The following is a 26,921-nucleotide window of genomic DNA, read 5'->3' as shown; positions in this document are numbered from 1 at the left end:
CCATCGCTAAAAATTATGCTAAAAACCGTAGTAAAAATAAGCAACGTAACCAATCTTTCCGATGCCCGATATTGTGCAGGAATGGGCGTAGAAATGTTAGGATTTTCCATTGACGAAGCTGCCGAAACGTACGTTGACCTCAAAAAATTCAATGACATTCGCTCGTGGATAGCCGGCGTGCAGATTGTTGCTGAAACTGAACTGACTGAAGCAAGCCTTCTTCTGGAAAAAATAGAACGCTATCAACCCAATGCCATTCAAATCAGCAATGCGGAACTATTGCCTTGGCTGAAAAGCGAAACGGCCAGGCCTCTGATTTTGAAAGTAGAAGCGGATCAGGATGCAGACACTATCGAGGAGATAATGGTCAAAAATGCCCCGTACGTAACCTATTTTCTGCTTGAATCCGGGTCTGACACACCGCTTGCCGGCGATTGGCAAGACTTCTTAAATACACTTTCAGCTCGTTTCTCCATTTTACTGGGCTTCGGAATCACGACCGAAAATGCCACTTTCCTGCTCGATGACGTAAACATATCGGGCATTGCCCTGCGCGGCGGTGAGGAGATTCGCCCGGGCTACAAAGACTTCGGTGATTTGATGAATGTTTTGGAAGCATTGGAAGAGGAGTAGAGCAGTAGCGAGAGGTCAGGAGTGAGGAGTCAGTGAGTGAAGAGTAACTTCTGTTGCTAATGTCCGTTTTTTACACCTATTTTGGCCTTCTCCCGTCATAGTTTTGCATTGATAAACAACCAAAACTATGACAACTCCTTCTTATAATCGACGTGATTTAATCCAATTGCTTGGTACTGCCGCCCTGGGTTCAATGGCCTCTCCGGCTATTTCACTTGCCCAATCTCCCACGGAGGAAAATAAACCGATTTACGTTCCCAATGGCACAGGCGAACGTTTGAAAATCGGGGGAGGCACGATGGTTTTAAAACTTCAAAAAGCGCAAACTCACGGACATGTGGCCGTAGCGGAAGCGACTCTTGCTCCCGGCTTTTTGGGAGCTCCTCCCCATTTACACAAGACGTTTGATGAAATTTGCTTTGTCCTTGAAGGCACTCTTCAAGTCTTGGTGGGGGATGAAGTTTTTGAACTCAAAGCGGGTGACCTACATCTGCGCCCACGCGGTGTGATGCATACGTTTTGGAATTCGGGCCAGCAACCTTCCAAGTGTTTGGAATTCAGCATTCCCGGAGGACACGAAGAATACCTCAAAGACATCAGTTTGCTGCTGAGCAAAGGAGTACCGCCGAAACCGCAGGATTTTGCCGAATTGGAAAAAAGGCACGACATCGTTTATTTTCCCGATAAACTGCCCGAACTAATGCAGAAGTATCACGTACATTTGTAATAAAGCCGTGTGATATGTTTTTCCATTTCTATGCACCCACTCCTGTCTTGCGCCCCTATGTTCGGGGGTATATGGTCATGCACGCGCAGGTGGGTGATGTACCGATTGTGAAACCATTTCCAGCAGGACCCGACCAGTGTCTCTACTTTTACCCTCGCGACCCGGTCGTTTCTTTCAAAGGAGAAACAGGAAAACAAGTGATGACAGCCGACAAAAGTATTATTGTTGGTCCTCAGGTTAGTCGGGTAAACTTAGAACTGCATCCCAATCACCTGACCGTTGCGGTATTTTTTCAGCCCGGTGGTCTTCATGCGCTGCTGGGCAAAATGCCCATGACTAAGTTTTTTGATTTTTCGCTGGACAGCGCCTTAATTTGGCCAGCAGAAATAAGAGAATTGAACGAACAGTTGGCTTCGACAGACGATTACAATCTGATGACGGCTTTAGTGGAAGGTTTTTTAGTAAGACAATATGCCCGTAATCGCCCCCAAGCAGAGCCTATTGACAAAGCATTCCAATTGATGCTTCATCCGCTTCAAAACTATTCTATTGAGCAATTGGCTGACGTTGCTTGCCTAAGTACGAGGCAGTTCAGAAGAAAGTTTTACGAAAAAATGGGTCTAAGTCCCATTGCATTCAGCCGTATTGTTCGATTCAGCAAGGCATTTCGTCTGAAAGAAAACAACCCGCATTTGGATTGGCTGGATGTAATCTGCCTAACGGGTTACCACGATTTCAGGCACTTACTGCGCGATTTTAAAGAATTTTCGGGAACAACCCCCACTCTACTGTCCGAAGATGAGCAACGCCATCAGGTCAGAATTTATACTTCGCTTGGGCATAGCCTATCCTAAAACAAGCAGAGAGGGGTTGACTCTTTTTTAGTTGAAATGAGTGTATAAAAGCTCTTTGGGGGTTCTTACCTTCTTCAATTTCGCAAGCCAATCGTTGGCTTCATCGCGATAACCCAAGGTTAGGATAGCCGTGCTTTTCAACCCTTTTGAGGCTAAGCCCAAAAGTTCATCCAAAGCCAGTGCGTCAAAGCCTTCCATCGGAGTGGCATCCACTTGTTGGTCTGCTGCTGCTACCATCGCAATACCCAGTGCAATGGCAGATTGTTTGGCCGTATGTGCAAAATTCTGTTCCGGCGTTTGGTTGGTCATTAATCCAATCAATCGGGTACGGTAGGCATCTGTTGCGCTGTCGGGCAAGCCTCTTTCAGCATTGGAGCGGGCAAAAGAAGTATTGATTCGTTCTACCGTATATTTATCCCAAGCTGCAAATACTAGAATGTGTGATGCATCCGTAATTTGACCTTGACCGTAAGCAATGGGTTTTATTTTTTCCTTTAATTCTTCGTTGGTGATGACCAAAATCTCGTAAGGCTGCAAACCCGACGAGGATGGTGAAAGACGTATCGCTTCCAATATATAATCAATTTTATCCTGCGGTACTTTCTCGCCCGTCATTTTCTTAGTGGCATATCTCCACTGTAAGCTTTCTATTAGGTCCATAATCAATTGTATGTAAATACATTTATTGTCATTACATACACCAACATTTATTTTGAGAAATAGTTCTGTTAAGGAACGGGAACCTACCGCACCTGAGGGTATCTAAGCGCGACAATTGCTTATTAACACCAGCCTGTCAGCGAGTTATTGCCCTGTTTTTTATTTACTTAGATTCTGAATGTATTCAGCGTTTGATTAGGTATTGAAACCACTTTTGTAGGTTACATTGAGCCAATTCGTAATACCATACAAAGCACTTTCGTTCAAGGCAATTCCGAAGGAAGTTGGTCAAAAGCCAACTGCAGGCAATTGCCACAACAAAGTTCTCCAATTCAGATAGGCTAAAAATCACCCATTTTTAGTGGTCTATTCCAGGTAATGTTACCCTACTGTGAAGTTTGATTTATGATTTAAAGGCCAAATTTTCAGTTATTTTCGCCCAAACCGCTTCGTTTAAAGTATCCCTCTTCCCCAAAATATAAAATAGAATTGGGTTACCTCCCTCATTTTTAGCTACACCCATAGTCAGGAATGGCAAAAAACTTAAATAAACCCTAACAAACGATTCAATCCTTATGATAAGACAGTTCATTACTTTTGCCCTCGAAAAACAGCATTAAAAATGGCGCATAACGGGTGATTTGTGCTTAAAATCTTTTCCGGAATTTTGTCAAAAGTTTTCAACTCCGACATTCTCAATAAAGAATTCTCATACGATTTAGTTTAGGTTAAGAAAGATAGCCGTAGGACCTTGTCTTACGGCTATTTATTTTTTCAAAAAACAGTAGTTCAACTTTCTGATTCTGTATGAAATTGTTTGACACCAAGTTAGGTCAATCCCTAAATCCCTTTCTCCAAGTTGGAGAAAGGGATTTAGGGATTGGGTTTTCCGGAGATAAAAAGTAAAATTTCGGCTTCCGCGGCTTTTACTTCTTAAACATTTATCTCATTGGTTATGAATAAAATAGACATAAACCGCCGGGAAACCATCAAAAAACTGGGTCTTGGCGGTTCGGCAGGACTGCTTGGACTTTTCGGCGGTGTTTCCAACGCCCAAGCCCGCGAAGAAAAAGAAACTCCATCGTACGCCAAAGCCATGAAACCCGTCAAAATTACGAGTGTCCGAGCCATCGCTACGGCTCCGCAAGGCTCCAATCTGATTGTGGTTAAAGTCGAAACTTCCGAGCCGGGTTTGTACGGCTTAGGATGTGCTACCTTTACCCAACGTGCCGCTACCGTGATTGTGGCCATCAATACCTACCTTAACGAGTTTTGTGTGGGTAAAGACGTGGATAATATCGAAGACATGTGGCAATCTACTTACGTGAGTTCGTATTGGAGAAACGGTCCCGTTTTGAACAATGCTCTCAGCGGATTAGACCAAGCGCTTTGGGATATTAAAGGAAAGCGGGCTGGGATGCCGTTGTACCAACTCCTCGGCGGTAAAGTTCGTTTTGCCATTCCCTGCTATACCCACGCCAACGGCAATACCCCCGAAGCAACGGTTGAAAGTGTAAAAAGCATCATGGAACGGGGCTTCAAATACATCCGGATTCAACAGGGTGGTTACGGCGCAGTTGGCAGTACGGAGCAAAAACCCGATTTCAAAGCGGCCGGTTTTGGGGGCGAAGGCGACAATTACATGAATGAACGCACGTATCTCAAATCCATTCCCATCTTGTTTGAAACCGTACGGAAAGGTTGCGGTGATGAAATCGAATTACTCCACGACATCCATGAACGGGTTCAACCCATGGATGCCATCAATATGATAAAGAAATTAGAAGATTATCGTCCATTCTTTATCGAAGATCCTTTTTCTCCCGAAAACATGAAGTGGTTTAAGCAACTTCGTACCAGCACGTCGGTGCCGATTGCAATGGGAGAACTTTTCAATAATATCAACGAATTTGTAGAACCCATGGTCAACCAATGGTTTGACTATATCCGTATCCACGTTTCGCAAATCGGGGGCATTACACCGGCAATGAAAGTGGCTCGGTTGGGAGAATGGTTCAACATCAAAACGGCTTGGCACGGTCCGGGAGACGTTTCACCCGTGGGTCACTCGGCTCACGCGCACATTGATTTGGCAGTTTGGAATTTCGGGATTCAGGAAGCGGTCTCATTCAATGAAAAAACGCTGGAAGTCTTTTCGGGCTGCCCTACCATGAAAAACGGCTATATGTCGGTCAATGAAGTACCGGGTATCGGCGTTGATATCAACGAAAAAGAAGCGGCCAAATACCCCATCACCACCAAATCCAACTGGCAGGTGAGGAAGTTTGACGGAACGATTATACGACCCTAAATAAATGAGTGAATTAGTGGTTTAGTGAATAAATACCGCAAAATCAAACAATTAACTATCTATACAACCCCTTGGCATTGCCCGTGTCCTCACGGACAATACATATATAGTTGAACCGTAGAACCATTCATCCAACGCAGTCCATTTGCAAATGTCCTTTAGCCCTTTTCTCAAACCCTTAACATGATGCAAAGAAGAAATTTTTTAAAAACGGCGGTTTTAGGCTCAACCGCCTTAGCTGTTGGGTTACCGTTGTACGAAGCACAAGCCGCTTCAAAATTGAAAATCACCAAAATTCGCTATTACGCAGCACCGGGATATAACAAACCGCTTTTCAATCAGGCGCGGGGAATTGTAGAAATAGAAACCGACGGCGGCATTATCGGCATCGGTGAAGGCGGCTCCAAAGACATGATAGAGCAATGCGCTCAAATGATGATTGGGGAAGATCCTTTCCGCATCGAACACCTTTGGCAGTATCTCTATCGCGGCATGTTTTATCCCCCGGGGCGTGAGAAATTACACGGACTGGGAGCCTTGGAAATGGCGCTGTGGGATATTAAAGGCAAAGCATTGAACGTTCCCGTTTACGAACTGCTGGGCGGTGCTACCCGCGACTATGTGGAATGTTACGCCACGGGATTCAGAGCCTCCAAAGCTAAAACGGAAGAAGGCAGAGCGCAGGATTGCATTGCCGCCGGGCTTCGTTCGTATCGGATTGGACCCACGGGCGGCAACGGTGAAGAACCTTTTGATTTTTACGATAACGTCAAGAAAACCATTGACTTCTGCAAACGAATTGACGCGGCCGTGGGCGGAGGAGGTAAATGGGCTATTGACCTCCACACGCGTTTTGACATGACCGATGGATTGAAAATTTGCTCGGCGTTGGAAAATCTCGAACCTTATTTTGTCGAAGATATTGTGCGTTCCGAAAATCCGGGAGTGTACAAAACCGTACGGGCCATGACCAAAGTACCGATTGCGGTGGGAGAACAGTTCGGCGACCGTTGGGATACCAACGAATTGATTGAAAATTGTCAGATTGATTACACTCGTTTCACGTTGCCCAATACCGGCGGCATCAGCGAATTCAAGAAAATAGCGTCTATATGCGAAACGCATTACGTGGGAATGATTCCGCATTTTACGGGACCTTTGTCCACAGCGGCTCTCGTGCACGTGTTGGGCGCAAGCAGTCCCATGCGTTGTTTGATGGAATTGGGTGGCGGCGAACCGGAACGTCCACCGTATTTTAACGAGGATTTTATTAACTTTAAAAACGGCAAACTGTATTTAAACGACAGCCCGGGCTTGGGCGTCAAGTTTGACCCACAAAAAGCCACGTTTGTGATGGAAGTAAAAGAAAAAACCAAGTTCCCACACCCAGTATTAAAAGCCCCTGACGGCTCCATTCACAATTGGTAGTTACGGGAAGGCTCAAAAACAATAGATTAATTCATTCTTTCAGCATAAAATTTCAGATGAAAAAAAGTTTAGTAGTGCTCGTCCTGCTCGGCAGCTTTTGCGGAGGGTTTATTCCTTCGGAAGATTTTCCTTCGGCCAAAATTACCAATGGCGAGATTGAAGCGGAATTGTACCTACCCGATGCGAATCGAGGGTATTATCAGGGAACGCGGTTTGATTGGGCAGGCGTAATGCCGCGACTGGAATACAGAAAACACTCTTATTTTGGCATCTGGAATCCTGCTAAGTATGACCCCCAACTCCACGATGCCATTGCCGGCCCCGTAGAAGAATTTGTAGCCGTGGGAATGAACGAAGCAGAAATTGGCGGTGAATTTTTAAAAATCGGAGTTGGGTCATTGATTAAACCCGATGCAAAACCCTATTCATTTAATACACCCTATCAAATTAAAAATGGAGGAAAATGGACCGTAAAAAAGTCGATTGATAAAATTGAATTTACCCACGTCATTTCTGACGCTGCCGGCTATGGATATGTGTACCGTAAAACCGTAAAACTGCTCAATGGAAAACCCGAAATGGTGTTGGAACACAGTTTAAAAAACACCGGGCAAAAACCCATCGAAACCCAAATGTACAATCATAACTTTTTTATGATTGATAACGAACCTACGGGACCCAACATTTACACCTCGTTTCCCTACGAAATCAAAGCCGAAGGTAAAGGGTTTGGCTCCATTGCGAAAACCGAAAACAGAGCCATTTCGTACACCAAAGAACTTGAATCGGGCAATTTTGTATTTACGGCCGGTTTGCAGGGCTTTGGCCTTTCACCCGACGACTACGATATTCTCATTCAAAACCTCAAAACCGGGGCAAGTGTACAAATTACCTGCGATCAACCTTTGGCGAAATTCGTGTATTGGGCGTGCCATACTACTTCGTGTCCCGAGCCTTACATCAAACTGTCGGTGAAACCGAAGGAAGAAGTAAAGTGGAAAATCAACTATAAATTTATCGCTCGTTAATCTCATGATTTGGTAGAACGCTGATTGTGTAAGATTCTTAAGATAAAATTATGATTGTCCGGAATGATCATAATAATCTTAAAAATCAGTGTTCCATTCATAGAATTTCAAAGAAAGGAAAAAAATGAATTATTGGAAATATGCCTTGGGTAGTTTTTTTACCTTACTGATTTGCGGTGCTACTTTTCAAATAACAACTGATAAAGACACAGACTGGCCCAAATACGGCGGCAACAGCGCAGGAAGCCGATATTCGGAATTGACTCAAATCAATGCTCAAAATGTCCGTCAATTACAAGTGGCGTGGTCGTACGATACGGGCGAAAACAATAATCCGGATGGACGAGGTAATGACATTCAGTGCCAACCGATTGTCATCAACGGCGTACTATATGGTACCACTCCTCGCCTGAAATTGTTTGCGGCAGATGCTGCCACCGGCAAACAACTCTGGAAAGTGGACCCGTTTTCCAACCCCAACGTAAAACCAAGTTTTCACCCCGTCAGAGGGGTAGTGTACTGGGAAGAAGGAAATGACAAAAGAATCCTTTATTCCGTAGGCTCAAAACTCATGGCCTTCAACGCGTTGACGGGAGACCCAATCAAGAGTTTTGGAGAAAATGGCCTAGTTGATTTGCACGCCGGGCTCGGCGACTCAAAAACATTGGGTTACGATGTCACTACGTTCAACATTCGTTCCACTACACCCGGTGTGGTATTCAAAAATTTGCTCATTATGGGCTCATCGGTTTCCGAAGGAGGCGATGCCCTCCCCGGTCACATTCGCGCCTTTGATATTCGCACCGGAAAATTGGCGTGGGTTTTTCGTACCATTCCGCTTCCCGGTGAATACGGCTACGATACGTGGTCGAAAGATTCGTATAAAAAACTCGGCGGCGCCAATTGTTGGGCCGGCATGGTCGTAGACGAAAAACGGGGAATGGTTTTTCTGGGAACGGGTTCCCCTTCGGTTGATTTTTACGGAGGAGACCGCAAGGGTGCCAATCTGTTCGCCAATTGTATCATTGCTTTAAATGCCGAAACGGGCAAACGCATCTGGCATTTTCAGACGGTTCACCATGATTTATGGGATAGAGACATTCCCTGCCCGCCTAACCTGATTACGGTAACGCAAAACGGCCCCGACGGGCGGCCCCGAAAAGTGGACGCCGTAGCGCAGGCCACCAAAGACGGGCTTATTTTTATCTTTGACCGAGAGACGGGTAAACCGTTGTTTCCCGTCAAAGAAGTACCTTCTCCCAAAGTGGCAGCCCTGCCCGGTGAAGCTCCGTGGCCGACTCAGCCCATTCCGACCAAACCTGCGCCTTTTTCCAATCAGTCGTTTACCAAAGCGGATATGTCCACGATTTCTTCGGAGTCATCAGCGTATGCCCTTTCTGTTTTTGAAAAAAGCCGGGGTGGACAAAAAAACCTGCCACCGAGCCCAGAAGAAACGCTTTATTACGGAATAGGTGGCGGTGCCGAATGGGGAGGCAGTGCCGCCGACCCGAACGGAATTATGTATGTGAATGCCAACAATATGCTTTGGTTGTTGAGAATGCAGGCCACCGCCGCACAAAAAAATACCGGCGCATTGACCCAAGGCGAGAAACTTTTTACCACCAATTGTGCAATCTGTCACGCAACAGATTCTAAAACCACGAACGCGGCAAATACGCAAGCCTATCCCAATTTAAAAGACGTTGGAAAACGATTGACCAAGCAGCAAATCAGTACCCTTATTGAAACGGGACGTAACAGAATGCCCTCTTTTCAGCATATTTCCAAGCCGGATCGTGAGGCCATCGTCAATTATCTCCTTAAAACGGAAGCTCCTGTAAAAACTGACGATATTCACCAAGTGACGGCGGTGGAAACCAAAAAAGGCAACCTATTTCCGTACACTCCTGCGTATCAAAACAGGGGTTTCAGTCAGTTTCGAGACCCTACCAATTACCCTGTCATCCAACCGCCTTGGGGTACGCTCAATGCGGTTGATATGAACACGGGTGAGTATGTGTGGAAAGTGCCGTTGGGCGAATATCCCGAATTGGCAAAAAAAGGAATTCCAACCACGGGCACCGAAAACCACGGAGGCCCCGTCGTCACAGCAGGAGGTTTGCTCTTTATTGCGGCCACTTACGATGAAAAATTACGGGCTTTTGACACCAAAACGGGGAAGGTTGTTTGGGAATACAAATTACCGGCAGGCGGTTTTGCTACGCCGATTACGTACAGGGTTAAAGGAAAACAATACATCGCCATTGCCTGCGGCGGCACCCGTTATGACCTAAAACCCGGCGGCAAGTACGTCGCTTTTTCCTTGCCTTAATTCATTCAAATTCGGTTTGCTTTAAGCACTTTTATTAAACCATATAAGGCATATAAGGAAATATAGGATATTGTTGCCTAAATACTTATTTGTTAATTATTCACTCAATCACCATTCACTAATTCACAATTGCACCCCTATGACCAAAAGCACATTTTCGTGGGAATTATTTAACAAAGCGCCCATTGTGGGCATTATTCGGGGATTGTCGTTGGAAGAAGTAGCTCAGATTCTGCCCATTTATCGGGATGCGGGTTTGACCACCATTGAGATCACTATGAATACGCCTGATGCCGAAAAAATCATTCAATATGCCGTTGAAAATGAGCAGCAAGGCTTAAACATTGGGGCGGGAACGGTCTGTACACAAGAGGACTTGCAGAAAGCATTAGACGCGGGAGCGCAGTTTATCGTAACTCCTATTTTGGATAAAAAAGTAGTCAAATCCTGCGTCAAACAGGGTATTCCTATCTTTCCCGGAGCGTTTACGCCTTCCGAAATTTTCAAAGCGTGGAGCTTGGGTGCCAGCATGGTAAAGGTGTTTCCGGCTACCCAAATGGGTTCTTCCTACATCAAAGAATTGAAAGCCCCGCTGAATCAATTGAAATTATTGCCCACTGGCGGCGTAAGTCTGGAGAACATGGTAGAATTTTTCAACGCGGGCGCCGATGGCGTGGGCATGGGCGGACAGCTTTTGGATAAAAAATTGATTCAGGACAAAGAGTGGCACAAACTCAAAACACATTTTTTACAATTTACCAAAAAACTTACCCGCCGATGAGCGCCCCGAAAATCAAAAATTACCGCTGGCTGATTGTGGTTTTATTGTTCACCGCCACCACCATCAATTACTTGGACAGGCAGATTATCGGTTTATTGAAACCCATTTTAGAAAAGGAATTTACGTGGTCAGAAACCGATTATGCGCGCATTATCATGGCTTTTACGGCTGCTTACGCCATCGGTCTGTTGGCACTGGGTTGGTTGATTGATAAAATAGGCACCAAGAAAGGGTATTCCATCACCATCATTTTTTGGAGCGTCGCAGGAATGCTGCACGCCCTCGCTCGGAGTGCTTTTGGCTTTGGCTTGGCGCGGGTGGGGTTAGGTTTGGGAGAGGGCGGAAACTATCCGGCAGCCGTTAAAACCGTGGCGGAGTGGTTTCCGAAAAAAGAACGGGCATTGGCAACGGGGCTTTTCAATGCCGGAACCAGTGTGGGAGTGGTCGTTGCTTTATTGCTTGTACCTTGGATATTGACCCGGTATGGTTGGCAGGAAGTGTTTTGGATTACAGGCGCATTGGGCTTCGTTTGGCTAATTTTCTGGCTTTTGTTTTACGATATTCCGGCACAGCAAAAACGACTGACAACTGAAGAATACGACTACATCGTGAATGGTCAGGAAAAGGAAGAACAAAGGGGAGGCGAGAAATCGAAGGTGAATTGGATCAAACTGTTTTCCTTTCCCCAAACGTGGGCTTACATTACGGGAAAGGGGCTCATTGACCCCATTTATTGGTTTTTCCTGTTTTGGCTTCCCTCCTATTTTGCATCCACTTTCAGTTTAGACCTCAAAAAACCCAGTTTGGAATTAATGCTTATTTATACGGCTACCACAGTAGGCAGCATCAGTGGCGGTTGGTTTTCGTCACAACTCATCAAGCGCGGCTGGCCCGTTATCAAAGCGCGCAAAACGGTAATTTTGGTGATTGCCGTTCTGGAATTATCAGTATTGCTCATTCAGTTTGCTACCGATGTGTGGGTTGCCGTAGGACTGATTAGTTTTGCCGTAGCGTTGCATCAGGCATGGGCCACCAACGTATTTACCTTGCCTTCTGACCTATTTCCTAAGCAAGCAGTAAGCTCCATTGTGGGCATTGGCGGGATGGCCGGCGCGGTGGGCGGTATCTTTTTCCCGATGTTAATTGGAAGTTTATTGGATACCTACAAAGCCGCCGGAAATTTGGCGGGTGGCTACAACATCATCTTTACCATTTGCGGTTGTACGTACCTGATTGCCTGGCTCATCATTCATTTGCTAACCCGAAAATCCAAAATGTTGGAGTTGACAGAGTTGGAGTAAAAGGATGTTTAAATTTTGTAAATCACTAATAAACAAAACCTTGCGCAGGGAAAGTGCCTGTCCAGCGTGGTGCGCGTAAGGCTTGCGCGGGGGAGCTTTGGACAGGCTGCCCTTTTCTTTGCTTCGTTTCTTTTGGGCAAGCAAAAGAAATGAAGGGGCTCACCAAATGAAATTTTTCAACATTGCCAATCCGAAGCAGAAAATTTTTAAACATACTCTAAGAGGAAGTTCTTTGGAAAAACGGAGAGTTGATTACAAAAAACTCGCCCTTTTCTACTCGCTACTCACTTCTACTTATGTATATTTACCCGTTCAAAAATGTGCTGCCTTCCATCGCTCAACTCAATTACTTAACCACTGATGATAACTCTTGACCAAACACTGAGTGCCCATTTAGAAAGCAATGTCTTCCCGGTTTATTTCAACACCTGCCGTTGGTTTGCAGGCAAAGCCCGGGTACAGAACGGATTTTATATTCGCAATGCCTTACCCATGGGCGAAGCACATATTTTGATAGTGGAAGCTACCTATCACGATGGCCCTTCTGAGTTTTATCAATTGCCTGTTACTCAAATTTCTGCTCATATAGAAATTGATGTAAAGGGGGTTTTGGAAAAAGGTGAAACAACGCAATTGATTGACGCTATTTATGACGACGGGTTTAGAAGCGAATTGTATAAAAATATTTTTTTGAGTCATACTTTACACGCTACACTTTACACTCTACACTTTCAGAAAGGTCGCGGCCTCTCCGATACGGACGCACCTGAAAGCATAGACAGCCGCGTGCTGCCCGTAGATTCCAGTAATTCGGCCATGCTGTTTGGCGGCAAATATTTCATGAAACTCTACCGTAAATTGTTCGACCAAACCAACCCCGAGGTTGAAATGGTGAGTTTTTTGACCCAACATTCTGATTTTGGCAACATTCCTGCCTATGCCGGCAGCATAACGTGGCAACGCGAAGGCCAACCCGATGTTACCTTGGGCATGATGCAGCAGGCAATTCGTGCCGATAAAGACAATTGGGTATTAACGGGCGATTTTCTTAACGATTTTATGTACGGCGTCCCCAATGGAATGTTCGGTATTAAGGAAGATGTGTTTGACCAAGTGGCTCTTTTGGGAAAACGAACGGGCGAAATGCACTTGGGACTCTATTCTCCGGAGGCCGACGCCGCTTTTGCTCCCGAAAAATTTGACGACTCTTATCGACAATTTTTATTAAATCGCCTTACGGATTTATTGAATCGCCGCTACGCGTTGCTGATTGAAAATTATACAAAGCTGGACAAACCCACGCAATGTCTGGCTTGGATTTTTATGGAAGCCCGCGAGTTGATTGACAGTTTTGCCAACGAAATGCTGACTCGTCCTCTGGATTCGCTCAGGATTCGTATTCACGGCGATTATCACTTGGGGCAGGTTTTAACCGACAACGGCGACTTTATTGTCATTGATTTTGAAGGTGAACCTGAAGCCAGTATTTCCGACCGAAGAATCAAACACAGCCCGCTCAAAGACGTGGCCGGTATGATTCGCAGTTATCATTATGCGGTTAGTGCCAAGCTGTTTGAAAGCCACGAAACTAAAAATATCTCTTCCGAAAAACTCCAAACCGTATCCGACCGTTGGTACAAACTCATCCGTGACAGCTACATGGATGCTTATTTGGATGCCTTTGGCTGGCCGCATCCGTTGTTTAAAAGTCAAAATGAAATCAACTTTTTATTGCTGTTCTTTTTACTGGAAAAAGCCGTTTATGAACTCGGTTACGAAATCAGTTACCGTCCTTCGTGGGTAAATATTCCGTTACGGGGCATTGTAGAAGTGATTCGGGAAATCGAAAAGTTGAAAGAACCAAAGATACGAATTAGTCGATTAGGGCAGTAATCGTAGTTAAGTTTTACTATTTTTGCGGTTATCATTAAACAACTTCCCTAATGATTAATATTCAGTCCATTATTCAAGCCTCTATCGACACCAAAAATCGCGTTTTATCAGATCAAACTCTCATTGACACGGTAGCTCAGGTAGCCGAAGCAATGACCATTGCCTTCAAAAACGACAAAAAAGTACTTTTTTGCGGAAACGGAGGCAGTGCTGCTGATGCTCAACACTTAGCCGCCGAATTCAGCGGTCGTTTTTACTACGACCGTCCGCCGCTCTATTCCGAAGCACTTCACGTTAATTCCTCTTATGTGACAGCGGTAGGCAATGATTATAGTTACGATGTTATTTATTCACGTATGATCCAAGCAATGGGTCGTGAAGGAGACGTTTTGGTAGGTATTTCAACCTCCGGCAACTCTACCAACGTGGTAAAAGCGTTGGAAGTCGCTAATCAACTTGGCATGATTACCGTAGCCATGACGGGCGAAACCGGCGGCAAAATGAAGGGTGTAAGTAAATTCTTACTCAATATTCCTTCCAAAGATACCCCTCGCATCCAAGAATGCCACATTTTGCTTGGGCATATCCTATGCGAAATTGTAGAAGCCAACGTATTTCCAAAGTGAGCCCCACAATTCACCGCACGGGCACGGTACGCCGCTGCGGGCCCCGTCATTCACAATTCACTAAATCACTCATTCACAATTCAAAGAATGTCTCTTTTACAAAATAAAGTAGCAATCGTAACAGGCGCGTCGCGCGGCATTGGAAAAGCCATTGCCACTCGTTTTGCCCAGGAAGGCGCTCAAGTTGCCTTCACGTACTTATCAAGTGTTGAAAAAGGTCAGGCATTGGAGGAAGAACTCCAACAGTTTGGCACCAAAATAAAAGGATATCGCTCCGATGCTTCCGATTTCAAATCTGCCGAAGACCTCATTGCGCAGGTAGTAGCCGATTTTGGCACGGTTGATATTGTCGTAAATAATGCAGGAATTACCCGCGATGGTTTGTTGATGCGCATGACCGAAGAACAATGGGACGAAGTAATTCGCGTTAATCTAAAGTCCATCTTTAACCTGACCAAAGCCGTCACTCGGGTCATGATGAAAGCCCGAAGCGGCTCCTTAATCAACATTACGTCGGTTGTAGGATTAACCGGCAATGCAGGACAGGCCAATTACGCGGCTTCAAAAGCCGGAATGATTGGTTTCACAAAATCAGTGGCCAAAGAACTCGGTTCAAGAAATATCCGTTCTAACGCCATAGCACCCGGTTTTATAGAAACCGAAATGACAGGAGAACTGAATGAAAAAGCCATTGAAGAATGGAAACAGAGTATTCCGCTTAAACGCGGCGGCAGTCCTGAAGAAGTTGCCGACTGTGCAGTATTTTTGGCATCAGATTTGTCTAAATACATCACAGGGCAAGTTTTGCAGGTTGATGGCGGTATGGTGATGTAAACACAAAACAAATGATATTAGCGGCTGAGATTATTTTTCAAACACCATTATGGTACGTTGGAGTTTGCTTACTGGCAGGGATAGGATATGCCTATTTTCTGTACCAACCCAAACCCATTTGGAGCAAACCTGTTAATTATGCCTTAGCCGCCTTTCGCGGGGCGTTGGTCAGTATTATCGCGTTTTTGTTGCTCAATCCACTTTTGCGCAGCATTCAAACCCTGTCTGACAAGCCCAAAGTCGTATTGGCAATTGATAATTCTGAATCGGTAGGCAACTACGGTACCAAAGCTTTAGCCGCTTTGGCAAGTCTCCGGGAATCCTTGGCTGATGAAGGTCTGGAAGTTTCAGTACAGACCCTCAACAGCGAAAACTACCAAGACGAACTGCCTAAACTGAAGTTTGACCGCACCAGCACCAACTTGTCTGACTTGTTAGGCAGTGCCAAAAACAACTACGAAGGCCGTAACCTGACCGACGTAGTTTTGCTCACCGACGGTATCAGCAATCAGGGATTATCGCCTACTTATACGAACTATCCTTTCCGCGTTCACAGCATCGGTGTGGGAGATACGCTCTCAAAACGCGACATTAGTATCAAAGCCATTTCGGCCAATAAAATTGCATATTTAGGCAATCAGTTTCCTATTCAGGCCGACATTGTTGCCGGCGGTTTTCAAGGTCAAACCGTTACGGTTTCGCTTCGCCAAAATGGAAGTACACTGAGCACTCAGCGAGTGTCTTTTGGGCAAAAAGATGATTTTAAACAACTCACCTTTCAGACTGCTTCCAACGTAAAAGGAGTGCAACATTACGTGGTAGAAGTTGAAACCCTCAAAGGTGAATTCACGACGCGCAACAACCGCCGCGATGTGTATTTGGATATTATTGATGGAAAAGAGAAAGTATTGTTGTTGGCTTTAGCCACCCACCCCGACATCAAGGCAATTCGGACCGTTTTGGAGAAAAACCTTAATTATGAGGTAGATGTAAAGATCTTTGGCGTCAACCCGAACGCCGAAACCTATCCCGACAAGAAATACGATTTGATTGTGCTTCATCAACTCCCCGATATGTTTAACATAGGCGGTGATATTATTCAGCGCTATTTACAGCGTGACAATACGCCCGTATTTTTTATCCTGGGAAGCCAATCCAATACCACCAAAGTAAGTCAATTAAACTCAGCAGTATCCATCAGTGCCAATCCGGGACAAGTGGACAAAGTAACGGGACGTTTTAATCCCAACTTCAAACTCCTCAATTTGGACCCTGAGAGGCTACGTATTTTGGAAAAAATGCCACCGCTTACCGTTCCTTTTGGCGAATATCGCTTATTGCCAGGAAGTGAAGTTGTTCTCTATCAAAACGTTGGAAATTTAAAAACAGGAAAACCTCTTTTGATGCTTAATACCGGCGGCACTCGTAAATCTGCGGTGCTGGCAGGGGAAGGTATTTGGCAGTGGCGACTCGAAGAATACGCCCTGACCGAAAAACAGGAAGCGGTAGATGAGTTGCTCCAAAAAGTAATGCAATTGATTTCGGTAAAAGACGACAAACGTAAGTTTCGGGTGTATCCGCTTGCGAATGAGTACAATGCAGGCGACAAAGTAGCTTTCGAGACAGAAGTGTATAACGACATTTACGAAAGAACGTACGGTCAAAGTATCCGTCTCGAAATCACTAATGAGCGCAGCAAAACGCAATCTTATACGTATACAAACACAGAAGGCAACTCACGTTTTGAATTGAGCGGCTTGACGGAAGGTGTCTATCAATACAAAGCGACAACAAGCATAAAAGACAAAATTGAGAGCGTGACCGGGCAGTTTATCGTCCGCGATTTGGCCCTTGAAACCCTCAATCTAACGGCAGATTTCAGTCTATTACGTTCGCTTTCTCAGCAAACGGACGGACAATTTGTGAAAGTAGCCCAAATTGAAAGTTTGAAAGAATATCTTCTTAAAAACAAGGCCCCCGATCGATTGGACAGTACCGAAGACCTGTCAGAATTAATCCAAAACAAGTGGTTATTCTTCTTGTTACTACTTTTAGCGACGTTGGAATGGGGAACGAGAAAATACCAAGGCAGTTATTAAAAGTGCAGGGTGAAAAGGTAGAAAGTCGAAAGGTTTTATACTTTGCACTTTGTACTTTACACTTTACACTTTGCACCTTAAGTGTTCTCGCTCAATCAGATACCACGCGCCCTAACTACCGCACTTTACGCTGGATTTTAGCAGTAGAAAGCGTAGCTTATACCGGATCCATTTACGGATTGAGCAAAGCTTGGTACAAAACCAATTCATTCAGCAAATTCAACGTCAGTGACGACGCTCACGAATGGAAGCAGTTGGACAAAGTCGGGCATTTTTTTACGGCCTACCAAATTTGCCGCAATACAGCTGGCATCTATCAAAAAACGGGCATTACACGCAAACAAGCCGCTTTGTATGGTGCTTTATCAGGTTTTCTTTTCCTTACTCCGATTGAAATTTTGGACGGGTTTCAGTATCCAATCTATGGTTTTTCACCCAGCGATATGGTTGCCAATGTTATCGGCCCGTCCCTGTATTTGGGTCAATATGCGTTGTGGGGAGAAGAGCGCATCCAACCCAAGTTTTCCTTTCATCCTACTTCATTAGCCAAAATCCGCCCCGAACTGTTGGGACGTAATTTAAGTGAACAATGGCTCAAAGATTACAACGGTCAAACCTATTGGTTTTCCGTCAACTTAGCTTCTTTCGCCCCTCACTCCAATCTTCCCAAATGGCTCAATGTTTCACTGGGTTACGGAATTCAGAATATGGTAGGGGCCGAAGTAGAAAAAAGCCAATCGCTGGGTTACGACCCCTATCGGCAATATTACCTGTCATTGGATATTGATTTTCGGCGCATTCCTACCCGTCATAAAGCATTGAAGGCTTTCTTCTTTATGCTCAATACGCTCAAAGTCCCCGCCCCGGCCTTAGAATTCAACCGAAAACAAGGAGTTAAGGGACATTGGTTGTATTTTTAGAGTCAAAAACGCCCTTTCTGTTTCTCAAAACGCATTTACTCCATTGAACGAGCTTCGCACTTATTTTAATGCAATCTCACCCATTACCGACGAAACATGGGAAAAGGTACGTGTGCTCTTTTCCGAAAGTCAGCTCAAGAAAAGCCAACTATTCATCGATGAAGGGCAGATAGCTGCTAAAATCGGTTTTTTAAAATCAGGTGTTGTCAGGGCTTTTTACCGAAATTCGGAAGGAACTGAATACAACAAACACTTTTTTGTGCCTCATTCTATTGTGGGAGGATATGCTTCGCTTATCACGGGCAAGCCCAACAAAATCGTCCAGCAAGCCTTGACAGACTGCCAACTGCTAACGGCGGATTTTAGAGAATTATCGGCACTGTATAATTCCCTCCCTGATTTAGAACGAGTGGCCAGAAAATTAGCTGAGTTCTATTTTGTTGACAAAGAAGAACGAGAAATTGAAATTGTATTGCTCGACGCCGATAAACGGTACGCTATTTTTCAAAAACAATATCCCGGCTTAGAGCAGATTATTTCCCAATACCATATTGCTTCCTACTTAGGCATTACTCCTACCCAATTGAGCCGCATCAGAAAAAAACTCTCTCAAAAGTAATTTCTTTACCTATGTAAATGCTTCCTGCTGAAAACGGGAATAGTTTTGCAGGAAATCAAAATCAATCCATTAAAAATGAAGCATTTACAAGTCGCTTTATTGCTATTTTCTGCAATAGTAATCTGTCATGCTCAAACAAAACCCGAAGAAATGGAAAATCAAAAAACGTACACCTGTTTTGAAATCAAAGACATCATTGTAGGGCAGGAAGGCGCTTTTCTGGAATTTAATGAACTATTTAAAAAAGAAGCTCGATGAGAACTACAGGAAATACCATTCTAATCACAGGAGGCACGTCAGGTATTGGACTTGAACTGGTTGGGCAATTCTATGAATTAGGCAACTCATTGATTGTAGCCTCAAGCAATGAAGCTAACCTAAGAAACCTCAAAGAACGCTTTGCCGGCATCGAAACCATTCAATGCGATTTAGCTGATAGTCAATCCGTTAAAAATCTTGTAGATACCTGTTTGGAAAAATACCCAAACATCAACATCATCAACAATGCAGGTGTTCAATACAACTATTCGTTCCTCGAAGAAAAGAAAGGATGCCATAAAATAGCTTCCGAGATTGGGATCAACTTAATTAGTCCGTTTCAGATTACGTATGGATTATTGCCTTTGTTGCTTCAAAAACCCGAAGCTGCCATCGTCAATGTCTCTTCGGGATTGGCGTTTGCTCCCAAAAAGTCAGCGCCTATCTATTGCGCTACCAAAGCCGCGATACACAACGGCACCAAAGCATTACGGTATCAATTGGAAAACACGTCCGTAAAAGTGTTTGAAATCATTCCGGCATTGGTATCAACTCCTATGACCGAAGGACGGGGAAAGGGGAAAATCACTCCCAAACAATTAGTGGATGAGTTTATGCACGGTTTTGCGAAAGACAAGTTTGAAATCAGTATCGGAAAAACAAAACTCCTACGCCTCATCCAAAGGTTAGCGCCCGCACTTGCCGATAGAATTATGAAAAATGGTTTATAGAAACCGTTAAAAATCAATTTGATAACTCAAAATTGGCACAAATCCATTTCCCGTACGGCGCAGCTCAAGCGAGTTGGTAACGGGATTATAGCTTGTACTGGTGACGTTGATGTAATTGGTGGCATTCTGCACGTCGAGCGATAGCACCGTAGCGTATTTTTTTCGATTAGAACGGTAAGAAACCCGCCCATCCATTCTAAAATACGCCGGTGCTTGCGCTTGATATTCGGCGCCTTTGAGCGGTACAAATCGTTTTTCTTTGGCTGATGCTGCTGCATCTAACGGGGTATAACGATAGCCGCCATTGTACATGGTTCGCGCTCCAATCTGAAATACCGAACCATTTTTAAACATAAATTCTCGTCCAAAAGTAAGCGCAGTGCTAAAGCGATCGTTAAAAGCCGAATTGTAGGTAGTGCCGTCGGCTGTTTGGTACGTAGAATTAAACACCGAACCCGTCAGGAGTAAATAGTATTTTTTGGAAAAGAAACGCTCAACGGCCAAATCTATTCCGTAATTGGTACCTTTTCCCTTCGCAACAGTCGTAAATTCGGGAAATCCTTCGGAGTTGTTCATCATCCAATACGTCGAACCCGTTTGGGGCTCAACCAATATTTTTCGTAAAAATTGCGCATATACTTCGGCCGAAAATTTCCATAGGCTCGGAGTGATGTAGTTATAACTCAAAATCAAGTGATGAGAACGCGGGAAAGCCAGATTTTGATTGGGTTTCGACTCCGTAATTTTCCCCGCAATGGTATCTTTTCGGGTATAAAAATACGTACTCATGGGTAACAACTGACTATGCAAACCATACGCCAAACTTACCGAATGTGCCTTGGGGCTACGATACTGAAACGAAAGACGCGGCTCAAGCGAAGCGGTATTATTTAACAATAAATACATCGAATGAAGCCCTGCATTCATCACGAGTCTATTAGATAAGTTTCTGACTATCTGCACGTAAGCCTGCACTGTTTGTGTACTACCATTTCCCCGAACAGACTGTTGTCGGCCAGCGTTAAGAACATTAATATCCGTAACTGACGCCCTCGGAGCAGTCTCTTTGAAAAAATCGAACCGAATATGATTCAGGATAGCACCTGCTTTCAAACGAGTTTTAGCGTCAAATTTGTAGTTGTAGGTCGCCGTGGCAGCTACTCGAAACTCATCATATTTTTGGGTATCGTATCGAAATCGAACATTCTGAAGGTTGAGCGTATCAGAATTCCGATTGATACTACTGCCGATAATCGCCACCACGTATTTCCACGACGATTTTTCATTGATATTGACCGTGTGCGTTACTCCCAGCGCCCCCATATTGGCGGGTCTGAGGCGGTCTTCCCAGTTGTCAGATTTCCCCAAAACACGCTTTTCGGGGTCTTCCACCGGCATATAATGCTCGGTGCTTAAGCCTCCTAAACCAAAAACGGTAGTTGTTTTTTTAGCATCCTTGCTGTGAAAAGCTAGATTAAACGACAAATCCTGAAACTGATTCGTAACGCGTTCGCCCACTAAATAGAAACCCATTTGACTCAACAAACCAAGCGTGGAGTAACGATAATTGACCAAATACGACGAACGTCCTTTTTTAATCGCACCCTCAGTCGAAAAGTCTAACCCCAAAATACCGAGTTTGGTACGATACTCTCGCTTTTGCTGATTTCCCTCTCTGAAACGAATATCAAAAGCCCCCGAAAGCGCATTGCCGTACTCGGCGGGCATCCCTCCCGTAAAAAAATCGGAACGACCCAATAATTGGGCACTAAAAACCGTAATGCCGCCGCCACCCGACCCCGGTTGTGCAAAATGGTTAGGGTTAGGAATGTCAATCCCTTCGAGTCGCCATAAAATTCCGAAAGGCGAATTACCGCGCACCACAATTTTATTCTCATTTTCATCGCGACCTGCTTTCACGCCCGGATAAGCCAACGCCATACGTCCGGGGTCATTGACCGAAGCGGGTATTCGTTCGGTTTCTTCTACCGTAAACGACCGCGCACTCACATAGGCAAGGTCATTGACAGGCCGATTGAGGTTTTGGGCCGAGACTACTTTTACTTCCTGCAAATCGTACGATGCTTCTTTCAATTCCAGATTCAACACAACTTCCCTCACTGAATTGAGGATAAATTCTTCGGTCGAATAGGGCTCATAACCTACCATAGAACATTTAACAGCCGTGCGCCCAATACGAACATTGGAAATGGAAAACTCTCCTAAAGCATCCGTTTGAGTACCCTGGGTTGTACCTATTATGATGACTGAAGCCCCTGCCACCGGCTGACGATTTACCCGATCAATTACTTTTCCACGAATGGTTTGCGTTTTATGTTGGGCAAAAAGAGAGACGTTTAGAAGAAGCAGGAAAGAAATGAAATGGATTCTCATAAAAGGCATAGTCTATTTTTGAGGCAAGATAAAAATATCCGGTAATTGGCACAACTGCACCGACGTTTAAGAATTAACTCTGTTGAAAAATAGCAGATAAATTAAAATTAAAGACCTATCCAATCACCCAAAAATCAATTTTCCCTGTATATAGATAGTACTCTTGACTTTTCTATGCCTTTTCAAAGAAAAAACATAATTTTACCCAAACAACAAACCGTTAACCAATCCATGATTCAGACCCGAATTGTTCCCCGTACCCCTTCAGCTTACGATCCTCCGCTGATTATAAAAATGCTGTTCGATCAAGTCACTAAATACAATCCCCAACGCGAGATTGTGTACCGGGATTTATTTCGGATGAACTACCATACGTTTGATAAACGCGTGCGCCAACTCGCCAATGTACTCACCGAAGCAGGTGTGAAAGCAGGTGATACCGTGGCCGTGATGGACTGGGATAGTCACCGCTATTTAGAGTGCTTTTTTGCCATTCCCTGTTTGGGAGCGGTTTTGCACACCATCAACATTCGACTTTCTCCCGCGCAGATTCTTTATACAATGAATCACGCCGAAGATAAATTTGTCGTGATTCACGAAGATTTTGTGCCTATCATCGAAGCCATCAAAGGCCAACTGACAACGGTTGAGAAGTACATTATCGTCAGCGATAAAGTCTATCAAAATCCAGAGGCCGAGTTAGTTACGACTTCTTTCCCGTTAGTAGGCGAGTACGAAAGCTTACTCAAAGATACTTCCGAAATCTACGATTTTCCCGATTTTGATGAAAACAGTCTGGCGACAACTTTCTATACCACAGGCACCACAGGCAACCCAAAAGGCGTCTATTTTTCACATCGCCAATTGGTGATGCACACTTTTTGTTTGTTGGCTTATTTTCCAGGCTACCGCGCTTTGCCCATTGACAACCGCGACGTGTATATGCCCATTACGCCCCTATTCCACGTTCACGGCTGGGGGTTCCCGTTTTTAGCGACGATGCTCAATTTCAAACAAGTCTATTCAGGTCGTTACGAGCCAGAAATGTTGTTGAAACTATTGGTTAAAGAAAAAGTCACTTTCTCCCATTGTGTACCTACAATTCTGAATATGCTGGTTAACAGCCCCGTTGCCAAACAAATAGATTTAAGTAAATGGAACGTGTTGATTGGCGGTTCAGCGCTGACCCGTGGTTTGGCCAAGGCCGCATTAGACTTGGGTATCAACGTATCGCAAGGCTATGGTATGTCGGAAACTGCTCCGATTATGAGCGTAGTACACCTCAACGACGAGCAATTGGCAATGTTGCCCGAAGAACAACTTGATTATCGTACCAAAGCAGGAAGAATCGCTCCGTTTGTAGAATTACGGCTCATGGACGACGACGGAAACTTCTTGCCACACGATGGTGAAACCGTGGGCGAACTCGTAGCTCGTGGCCCTTGGATGACGCAAGGATATTACAAAGATGCCGATTCTTCCGAGAAACTATGGGCAGGTGGCTGGTTACACACGGGCGACGTCGCCCATATTGCCTCTAATTACTACGTCACCATTGCCGACCGCGTCAAGGATGTGATCAAAACAGGAGGCGAATGGGTATCGTCATTGGACATTGAAAACCTACTTTCACAGGTAGAAGGCGTGGCCGAGTCGGCAGTGATTGGTTTCCCTGACCCCAGATGGGGCGAGCGACCTCACGCCATTATTGTTGTGAAACCTGATTACCAAGACAAATTAACTCCCGAAAGCATCAAAGCCGTGCTTCAAGCAAAAGTAGATTCGGGCGAAATTAATAAATGGTACGTTCCCGACCACATCAAATTTGTACCTGAAATTCCGAAAACGTCGGTAGGAAAATTAGACAAAAAACGGATTCGGGCCGAAATGAAGGAAATGATTTTGGGGTAATAATGGCACACGGATTGAAGGGATACAACGGGTTCGCACGGATTTTATTAGAATTTATCCGTATGAATCTGTTCAATCTGTTCAATCCGTGTTCTATTTTTTGCGATTTTGCGCAGAAATAGACCCTAATGAAAAAAACATCAATCACCAATACCCTCCTCGGAGCAGCTTTCCTCATGGCCACATCGGCCGTTGGGCCCGGTTTTCTCACGCAAACAACCGTTTTTACTCAGCAATTACTGGCCAATTTTGGGTTTGTGATTCTGCTTTCCATTCTGCTTGATTTAGGTGCTCAACTTAATATTTGGCGCATTATCGCCGTCACTGAAAAACGCGCTCAGGACATTGCCAACGACCTTTTTTTCGGACTGGGTTATCTGCTTTCTTTCTTAATTGTAATCGGTGGATTAGCATTCAACATCGGCAACGTAGCCGGCGCAGGATTAGGAATTGAGGTCATGAGCGGGCTTGATGTAAAAGTTGGTGCCATCGCAAGTGCCTTGATTGGTATTGCTCTTTTCCTGCTTCCGGAAGCGGGAAAAGCCATGGATAATTTTGCCAAATACTTGGGTATCCTGATGCTTTTGCTCATTGCTTACGTCGTTTTCTCGGCTCATCCTCCCGTTGGAGAAGCGCTTGTCAGAACGGTTTTACCCAAAAAATTTGACCCGATTGCCACCATTACGCTCGTCGGAGGCACCGTAGGCGGCTACATTACTTTTGCGGGTGGCCACCGGCTGTTGGAAGCGGGAGTAAAAGGGGTAGATGCATTGCCTCAGGTCAATCATAGCGCCACCACGGGAATTTTGATTACTTCTATCATTCGGTATTTTTTGTTTCTGGCAACGTTGGGCGTAGTAGCAACGGGGTTAGTTTTGAGCAAAGACAACCCTCCTGCTTCAGTCTTCCAACTCGCAGCAGGACAGGTAGGTTATCGGTTATTTGGGGTACTGATGTGGAGTGCGGCGATTACGTCGGTGATTGGTTCGGCTTATACGTCTATCTCATTTTTACGAACATTTCACCCCGTTTTAGAAAAAAATCATCGTTATTTGACCGTTGCTTTTATTTCCATTTCAACCATTGTGTTTCTTGTAGTAGGCAAACCGGTGCAGATTTTAGTATTTGTAGGCACCATCAATGGCTTTATTTTACCTATTGCCCTGGCAGTCATGCTCATCGCCACCCGCAACAAACGATTGATTGGAAATTACAAACATCCCGTTTGGCTTCAAATCGCCGGTTGGCTGGTCGTACTCATCATGAGCGGCATGGCCTTAAAAGCTATTATTTAATATTCCCTCCGCACTGTTTCAAAATTCGACATTCTGCACTCGTAATTCGTAATTAAAAATGACCCGCATTGGCCTTCTCTCCGACACCCATTATTATTTAGACAACGCTATTTTTGACTATTTCAAAGAGTGCGATGAAATCTGGCACGCCGGCGATGTAGGCAAAGTAGAAATCCTTGAAAAATTGGAGGAATTTAAACCCTTACGCGCCGTTTACGGAAATATTGACCCCAAAGAAGTACAGTGGAAAGCTCCTGAACATCAACGGTTTGAACTGGAAGGATTCCGGATATGGATGACACACATCGGTGGCGCTCCCCCTAAATACAATCCGCAAGTCCGGCCCGAATTAAAGACCAATACACCGGATATTTTCATCTGCGGTCACTCGCACATTTTACGGGTAATGCGTGACCCGGCTCTGAACAATCTATTTTATCTCAACCCGGGTGCAGCGGGGCAGGAAGGATTTCATAAAATCCGCACCCTACTGCGATTTACACTGGACAATCGTAAAATCACTCATTTGGAAGCCATCGAATTGGGAAAACGAGGCGCAATGGTGTAACTTATTGTGTTCATTTATATTCTACCTACAATTGATCTTCTCAAAGAACCGAACATGAATGCAAAAATCAACATACGCTGCATTATCGTCCCGGATAGTTTAAAAGTGCAAAAAAGATAATTACCAAATAATATTCTTCCACTTTGGGGTATTTTTATTTTTTTTGCATCTTTTCTTTAAAAACGCAATATTATATGGTTCATTTGTGTTTTATAGTTACTCGGTGGTAACACTGGGCTTCTCCCCTACTTTGATAGTTGCTTTTTGTTAAGGTATTCACTAAGTTCATTTTTGAGCTTATAATCATTGAATTATGCCTAAACTAACTATTCAAAACCTCCTTCGTTGCATTCATAACAGCCCATTTCCAAAAGACGAAGACGTTTTCTTACTAACAACGCTTACCCAACGTGAGTTGGATTTGCTCATACTTCTCATTGAAGCTTCTTCCAACAAAGATTTAGCCCAAAAGCTTGGTATTGAGCTTAAAAGCGTAGAAAACTACAAAACCCGCATGGGAGACAAGCTAAACCAAACAGGAAAAGGAGCACTTTTACGCTTTGCCATCAAGTACCGCTCTTTGCTCGAACCCCTCAAAAATTGGCGGTGTATCAAATGTAATGCTGCCTCTCCAAGTTGAATTGCCAAAAGCACCAACCAATCGCCAAGTTGTGCCACTTGTCCAATTTGGAAAAGGATAGCGACTTTCTGACCAGCC

Annotated in this window: 23 protein-coding genes; 21 read left to right on the top strand and 2 right to left on the bottom strand. The window is 44.6% G+C overall.

The features are described 5' to 3' along the window. Positions 1 to 15: 15 nt before the first annotated feature. From Q0081_RS09055 to Q0081_RS09045, 3 genes are all read left to right on the top strand, one after another. A complete protein-coding gene (locus Q0081_RS09055) occupies positions 16 to 633 on the top strand; it encodes an N-(5'-phosphoribosyl)anthranilate isomerase (RefSeq protein ID WP_298351738.1) in 618 nt (205 codons plus the stop codon). 127 nt (positions 634 to 760) lie between these two features. Then, positions 761 to 1,360, top strand: a complete 600-nt coding sequence (locus Q0081_RS09050; RefSeq protein ID WP_298351736.1) for a cupin domain-containing protein — start codon at positions 761 to 763, stop codon at positions 1,358 to 1,360. Between the two features lie 14 nt (positions 1,361 to 1,374). Continuing rightward, positions 1,375 to 2,214, top strand: coding sequence for a helix-turn-helix domain-containing protein (locus tag Q0081_RS09045; protein ID WP_298351734.1), 840 nt, complete (start codon positions 1,375 to 1,377; stop codon positions 2,212 to 2,214). A 27-nt stretch (positions 2,215 to 2,241) separates the two neighbouring features. On the opposite strand, the gene Q0081_RS09040 is transcribed toward Q0081_RS09045, so the two are convergent. Further along, positions 2,242 to 2,874: an NAD(P)H-dependent oxidoreductase gene (locus tag Q0081_RS09040; protein ID WP_298351731.1), complete on the bottom strand. Its 633-nt coding sequence runs from the start codon at positions 2,872 to 2,874 to the stop codon at positions 2,242 to 2,244. Positions 2,875 to 3,829: 955 nt separating this feature from the next. Between Q0081_RS09040 and Q0081_RS09035 the strand changes: the two genes are divergently transcribed. From Q0081_RS09035 to Q0081_RS08970, 14 genes are all read left to right on the top strand, one after another. Then, on the top strand, positions 3,830 to 5,185 hold the full coding sequence (locus Q0081_RS09035; protein ID WP_298351729.1) for an enolase C-terminal domain-like protein: 1,356 nt from the start codon (positions 3,830 to 3,832) through the stop codon (positions 5,183 to 5,185). Between the two features lie 186 nt (positions 5,186 to 5,371). Next, positions 5,372 to 6,613, top strand: a complete 1,242-nt coding sequence (locus tag Q0081_RS09030; protein ID WP_298351753.1) for a mandelate racemase/muconate lactonizing enzyme family protein — start codon at positions 5,372 to 5,374, stop codon at positions 6,611 to 6,613. 56 nt (positions 6,614 to 6,669) lie between these two features. Then, the gene (locus tag Q0081_RS09025) at positions 6,670 to 7,641 is read left to right on the top strand and encodes a hypothetical protein (RefSeq protein WP_298351727.1); all 972 of its coding nucleotides are present in this window, start codon (positions 6,670 to 6,672) and stop codon (positions 7,639 to 7,641) included. A gap of 124 nt (positions 7,642 to 7,765) precedes the next feature. Beyond that, positions 7,766 to 9,973 (top strand): PQQ-binding-like beta-propeller repeat protein, encoded by a 2,208-nt coding sequence (locus Q0081_RS09020; RefSeq protein ID WP_298351724.1) that lies wholly within the window; start codon positions 7,766 to 7,768, stop codon positions 9,971 to 9,973. 139 nt (positions 9,974 to 10,112) lie between these two features. After that, positions 10,113 to 10,754 (top strand): bifunctional 4-hydroxy-2-oxoglutarate aldolase/2-dehydro-3-deoxy-phosphogluconate aldolase, encoded by a 642-nt coding sequence (locus Q0081_RS09015; RefSeq protein ID WP_298351722.1) that lies wholly within the window; start codon positions 10,113 to 10,115, stop codon positions 10,752 to 10,754. Beyond that, the gene (locus Q0081_RS09010; protein WP_298351719.1) at positions 10,751 to 12,055 is read left to right on the top strand and encodes an MFS transporter; all 1,305 of its coding nucleotides are present in this window, start codon (positions 10,751 to 10,753) and stop codon (positions 12,053 to 12,055) included. The genes Q0081_RS09015 and Q0081_RS09010 overlap by 4 nt, the downstream gene beginning before the upstream one ends. Positions 12,056 to 12,415: 360 nt before the next feature. Continuing rightward, complete coding sequence (locus Q0081_RS09005) at positions 12,416 to 13,948, top strand: maltokinase N-terminal cap-like domain-containing protein (RefSeq protein ID WP_298351716.1); 1,533 nt, start codon at positions 12,416 to 12,418, stop codon at positions 13,946 to 13,948. 50 nt (positions 13,949 to 13,998) lie between these two features. Then, positions 13,999 to 14,574 (top strand): SIS domain-containing protein, encoded by a 576-nt coding sequence (locus Q0081_RS09000; RefSeq protein ID WP_298351713.1) that lies wholly within the window; start codon positions 13,999 to 14,001, stop codon positions 14,572 to 14,574. Positions 14,575 to 14,661: 87 nt separating this feature from the next. Further along, on the top strand, positions 14,662 to 15,408 hold the full coding sequence (fabG, locus tag Q0081_RS08995; RefSeq protein WP_298351711.1) for a 3-oxoacyl-[acyl-carrier-protein] reductase: 747 nt from the start codon (positions 14,662 to 14,664) through the stop codon (positions 15,406 to 15,408). Positions 15,409 to 15,419: 11 nt separating this feature from the next. Then, positions 15,420 to 17,507: a VWA domain-containing protein gene (locus tag Q0081_RS08990; protein ID WP_298351707.1), complete on the top strand. Its 2,088-nt coding sequence runs from the start codon at positions 15,420 to 15,422 to the stop codon at positions 17,505 to 17,507. Further along, positions 17,435 to 18,427 carry a DUF2279 domain-containing protein gene (locus Q0081_RS08985; RefSeq protein WP_298351704.1) on the top strand — a complete coding sequence of 331 codons (993 nt, stop codon included), beginning with the start codon at positions 17,435 to 17,437 and terminating at the stop codon, positions 18,425 to 18,427. The genes Q0081_RS08990 and Q0081_RS08985 overlap by 73 nt, the downstream gene beginning before the upstream one ends. Before the next feature lie 43 nt (positions 18,428 to 18,470). Next, positions 18,471 to 19,046 (top strand): Crp/Fnr family transcriptional regulator, encoded by a 576-nt coding sequence (locus tag Q0081_RS08980; RefSeq protein ID WP_298351701.1) that lies wholly within the window; start codon positions 18,471 to 18,473, stop codon positions 19,044 to 19,046. 75 nt (positions 19,047 to 19,121) lie between these two features. Beyond that, positions 19,122 to 19,304, top strand: a complete 183-nt coding sequence (locus Q0081_RS08975) for a hypothetical protein (RefSeq protein ID WP_298351698.1) — start codon at positions 19,122 to 19,124, stop codon at positions 19,302 to 19,304. Then, positions 19,301 to 20,035: an SDR family oxidoreductase gene (locus Q0081_RS08970; protein ID WP_298351695.1), complete on the top strand. Its 735-nt coding sequence runs from the start codon at positions 19,301 to 19,303 to the stop codon at positions 20,033 to 20,035. Before Q0081_RS08975 ends, Q0081_RS08970 begins: the two co-directional genes overlap by 4 nt. Positions 20,036 to 20,041: 6 nt before the next feature. Here the strand turns inward: Q0081_RS08970 and Q0081_RS08965 are convergent, their stop codons facing one another. Further along, positions 20,042 to 22,429, bottom strand: coding sequence for a TonB-dependent receptor (locus tag Q0081_RS08965; protein WP_298351692.1), 2,388 nt, complete (start codon positions 22,427 to 22,429; stop codon positions 20,042 to 20,044). Between the two features lie 231 nt (positions 22,430 to 22,660). Between Q0081_RS08965 and Q0081_RS08960 the strand changes: the two genes are divergently transcribed. From Q0081_RS08960 to Q0081_RS08945, 4 genes are all read left to right on the top strand, one after another. Further along, entirely contained in the window at positions 22,661 to 24,340 is a 1,680-nt protein-coding gene (locus Q0081_RS08960) for a fatty acid--CoA ligase (protein ID WP_298351689.1), read from the top strand. Positions 24,341 to 24,468: 128 nt separating this feature from the next. Continuing rightward, positions 24,469 to 25,635: an NRAMP family divalent metal transporter gene (locus Q0081_RS08955; protein ID WP_298351686.1), complete on the top strand. Its 1,167-nt coding sequence runs from the start codon at positions 24,469 to 24,471 to the stop codon at positions 25,633 to 25,635. A gap of 58 nt (positions 25,636 to 25,693) precedes the next feature. Next, positions 25,694 to 26,203 (top strand): metallophosphoesterase, encoded by a 510-nt coding sequence (locus Q0081_RS08950; RefSeq protein WP_298351683.1) that lies wholly within the window; start codon positions 25,694 to 25,696, stop codon positions 26,201 to 26,203. A gap of 313 nt (positions 26,204 to 26,516) precedes the next feature. Beyond that, on the top strand, positions 26,517 to 26,843 hold the full coding sequence (locus Q0081_RS08945) for a LuxR C-terminal-related transcriptional regulator (RefSeq protein ID WP_298351680.1): 327 nt from the start codon (positions 26,517 to 26,519) through the stop codon (positions 26,841 to 26,843). Positions 26,844 to 26,921 lie beyond the last annotated feature (78 nt).

This window comes from Runella sp., assembly GCF_027484545.1.
Lineage (GTDB): Bacteria > Bacteroidota > Bacteroidia > Cytophagales > Spirosomataceae > Runella.
Note: the sequence above shows the minus strand (reverse complement) of the source record. Positions and strands in the feature narration are given on the sequence as shown.